Genomic DNA, 1,031 nt, shown 5'->3' with positions numbered 1-1,031 from the left:
AGGCCAAACCGTGAACCTGCGCCCAGCCGTACTTGCCGACTGCCCCACCCTTGCCGCCATCGACGCACAAGGCAATCTTTCGTCGTGGACGGCGCAGCAGTTTGAATCGGCCGTTCAACACCATCCCGACAGCGTTTGGCTCAGCCAGACCGACCACCAAATTACCGGCTTTATCGTGTGGCAAACCGTATTTGACGAATCTGAGCTGCACCTGATTGCCGTCGCGCCCGAATACCGCCGCCAAGGCATTGCGTCCGCCCTGCTGCAACACTGGCAAAACGCAGTGCAACAACAAGGCGCAACCCGATTGCTACTCGAAGTCCGCTCAAGCAATGAAACCGCGCAACAGCTCTACCGCAAACACGGTTTCCAAACCTGCAGCCGCCGTAAAAACTACTACGCCCTGCCCGATGGTGGCAGCGAAGATGCCGTATTGATGGAGAAATCATGTTAAGCAGCCGCTACCTGCACCTGCACGAAGCCTTGGGTTTGGGCCCCATGTGGCTGAACCAAAACGCCAAAATCATCCATGCCGCGCCTCAAGCCGCAACATCAGCCGCGCCCGTCCGCCCCAAAACCATTGCTGCCGATACCGCGCAAGCCGTGCGCACTTTATCCGCAGGTGCCCATCAGGCACGCACTGCCGCCATTGCCACTGCGCAAACGGCCAAACCTGCCGTCCGCGTTCCCGAAGCGGTACCCAAAGCCATTGTCGAAACACAGGCAAAAACAGAAAAAGCCGCGCATTCAGACAATCTGCCCCGTCTTGACGTAACCATCAGGCCGTCTGAAATCATGGTGGTCAGCATTTGCCCGTCCACCGAAGACAGCCTGCATGGTACGCTGTTTAGCGGCGACGTCGGCACGCTTCTCGACAACATCCTCGCCGCCATCGGCCTCAAGCCCGAGCAGGCGCATAAAACCGCATGGGTCAAAACCGCGCCCGTATTCACCGCCCTGCCCGATGCCGAACACATCCGCTCCGAGCTTGCCGAAATGCAAAACGAGCTGACCGCTTCGCAAGCGCGCGC

The 1,031-nt window shown here is 59.2% G+C and carries 2 protein-coding genes; both read left to right on the top strand.

Features of this window, described 5'->3' with window-relative positions; genetic code table 11:
* Nucleotides 1-10: 10 nt before the first annotated feature.
* The gene (gene rimI, locus ACTHS3_RS14525; RefSeq protein ID WP_070606166.1) at nt 11-454 is read left to right on the top strand and encodes a ribosomal protein S18-alanine N-acetyltransferase; all 444 of its coding nucleotides are present in this window, start codon (nt 11-13) and stop codon (nt 452-454) included.
* Nucleotides 448-1,031: uracil-DNA glycosylase family protein (locus ACTHS3_RS14520; RefSeq protein ID WP_440368314.1), on the top strand; the 584-nt coding region annotated here is incomplete at its 3' end. The genes rimI and ACTHS3_RS14520, both read left to right, overlap by 7 nt.

The sequence above is a fragment of the Neisseria sp. P0009.S007 genome, from assembly GCF_051962515.1.
Note: the sequence above shows the minus strand (reverse complement) of the source record. Positions and strands in the feature narration are given on the sequence as shown.